This window comes from Methylophaga sp. UBA5088 (genome assembly GCF_002414625.1).
Classification (GTDB): domain Bacteria; phylum Pseudomonadota; class Gammaproteobacteria; order Nitrosococcales; family Methylophagaceae; genus Methylophaga; species Methylophaga marina.
Genome location: NZ_DIAC01000066.1, coordinates 4248 through 6893, shown reverse-complemented (window position 1 = coordinate 6893; position 2646 = coordinate 4248). Strand labels below are relative to the sequence as shown.

Below are 2646 nucleotides of genomic sequence, written 5' to 3'. Positions count from 1 at the left end.
AATGGAAAACCCAGCATGGCGCATTTCATCAAGAATAATGTGTGGAAACTGTGGGTTTGGCGGCGTTAATTTATTACCTTTACCAATGTAACTATCATTAAGTATGGGGGGTAATCTCCAGCCGCCTTTTAAAACATTGCTGTAGACCATGGCATTTCTGTTGTAGAACAGCAGGGATAAATAGCCACCAGGCCTGACTTTGTCCATGATTGTCTTGAGCGATGCAAGTGGTTCGCTTAACCACTCCAGCACAGCATGACACAACACTAAATCAAATTGTGGTAGCTGTTTAGCGAGACTTTGTGCTGACTCATGATAAAACGTGGCTTTGATATTGGCCTGTTCAAAATGAGTTTTAGCCGTATTAAGCATCTTTTCTGACAGATCACACAGCGTCAGTTGGTGAGCATGCTCTGCCAGCCAGAGACTGATTTGCCCCTGGCCACAGCCTGCATCCCACACATTCATGGGCGATGCGGCAGCGAACCTTGCCAGGTCTTCTTTTAATAAACGTAACCGCCATTCGCCTTTAACGGTTTCGTAGATTTTACTTTCAAACCTATCGAATAAGTCATCGAAATTACGATCGTGTTGAATGGTCATGCGCTTTTAGTCAATAAGGCATCTAATAAGCTATCGAGAGCAACAATGCGATCATCAGCTTCTGGCATGTCTTCAACAAAGCGCAATTTGTCCTGACCATCTAATTTGAATTTTTTAGGCTGTTTTTGAATGAGATTAATAATAGTCATCGGATCCACATTGGGCGACTCTTCAAATAATAAACGCCCGCCTTGGTCATAGACATCAATTTTTCGAATACCAATTTGTTTCGCTTTAAAACGAAGCTCATGAACAGCAAACAAGGTTTTGACCTGATCCGGTAACAAGCCAAAACGATCAATCATTTCGACCTGTAGCTCATGCAATGCCTCATTATCAGCCGCTGCAGAGATACGTTTATACAAAACCAAACGTGTATGCACATCAGGTAAATAGTCAGAAGGAATAAGAGCAGGAACGTGTAAATCGATTTCAACAAAGTGGCGGTCTGATTGATTCAGACTGGGTTCTTTACCCGATTTCAATGCTCTGACAGCACGTTCTAATAACTCGTTGTACAGATTAAAACCAATTTCCTGCATTTGGCCGCTTTGCTCGTCACCTAATAACTCGCCAGCCCCACGGATTTCCATATCATGAGTTGCTAAAGTAAAGCCTGCGCCTAAGTCTTCAATAGACTCGATGGCTTCCAGACGTTTCACCGCGTCTTTCGTCATGGCTTTTTGTGGCGGTGTGATGAGATAAGCATAGGCCCGATGATGTGAACGACCAACACGGCCACGGATTTGGTACAACTGAGCCAGACCAAGCTTATCTGCACGATCGATAAAAATAGTATTGGCGGTTGGGACGTCAATGCCCGTTTCGATGATGGTGGTACAAACCAACACATTAAAGCGTTGATGATAAAAGTCGAGCATGACCTGTTCTAATTCACGCTCACGCATTTGTCCATGAGCGACGGCCACTTTGGCCTCTGGCAGAATGGCTTCAATTTCACGGGCGACGCGATCGATATCTTCGACTTTGTTGTGAAGGAAATAAACCTGACCACCACGTTTGATTTCACGCAGCATACCTTCGCGAATTTTCTCTGCATCCCATTGTAAAACAAACGTTTTTATCGCTAAACGGCGTGCCGGTGCTGTGGCAATAATCGACAAATCACGAATACCGGAAATCGACATATTTAAAGTGCGTGGTATTGGTGTTGCCGTCAGCGTCAGTACGTCTATATGAGCACGGTATTTTTTTATCTGCTCTTTCTGAGTGACACCAAATCGGTGTTCTTCATCCAAAATAAACAGGCCCAGACGTTTGGGATCAATATCTTGCTGAAGTAATTTGTGAGTACCGATAATGATGTCAGCGTTACCTTCACTGATACCGGCTTTGACTTTATCCAAGGATTTTTTTGACTGGAAACGCGATAACACTTCGACTTTCACCGGCCAGTCAGCAAAGCGATCTTTAAAGTTTTCATAATGTTGTTGTGCAAGCAAGGTAGTGGGTACCAACACCATAACCTGTTTACCGGAATGTACGGCCATAAACGCGGCTCGCATAGCGACTTCTGTTTTGCCAAAGCCCACGTCACCACATACCAGCCTGTCCATAGGTTGTTCCGACAACATGTCTTTGATAACGGCATCAATGGCATCTTGTTGATCAGGCGTTGGCTCGAAGGGGAAGGCCGCAGCGAAAGCCGCATAGTCTTCATCTGGCATACCCATGGGCTGTTTTTTATTCGCAGCACGACGAGCGTAGATATCAAGTAGTTCTGCTGCCACATCCCGTGCTTTTTCTGCTGCACGTTTACGGGCTTTTTCCCATTGACCTGTGCCAAGTTTGTGTAATGGGGCTAATTCAGGTGCCGCGCCAGAATAACGACTGATTAAATCCAGAGAAGCGACAGGTACATAAAGCTTATCGCCTTTGGCATATTCCAAAGTCACATATTCAGCGGTGACATCACCAATATCCAATGTTTGCAGACCAAGGTACCGACCTACCCCATGATCTTCATGGACAACAGCATCACCGATAGAGAGTTCGGCCAGATTACGGATAATGGCATCGGTA

2 protein-coding genes are annotated in these 2646 nt (G+C 44.9%); both read right to left on the bottom strand.

The window, feature by feature from the left end; translation table 11 throughout:
• Window positions 1-603 (bottom strand): methyltransferase domain-containing protein (locus B4K20_RS08435; RefSeq protein ID WP_289282559.1); only part of this gene is annotated, 603 nt, incomplete at its 3' end.
• On the bottom strand, window positions 600-2646 hold a 2047-nt coding region (gene mfd, locus B4K20_RS08430), incomplete at its 5' end, for a transcription-repair coupling factor (RefSeq protein WP_289282558.1). The genes B4K20_RS08435 and mfd, both read right to left, overlap by 4 nt.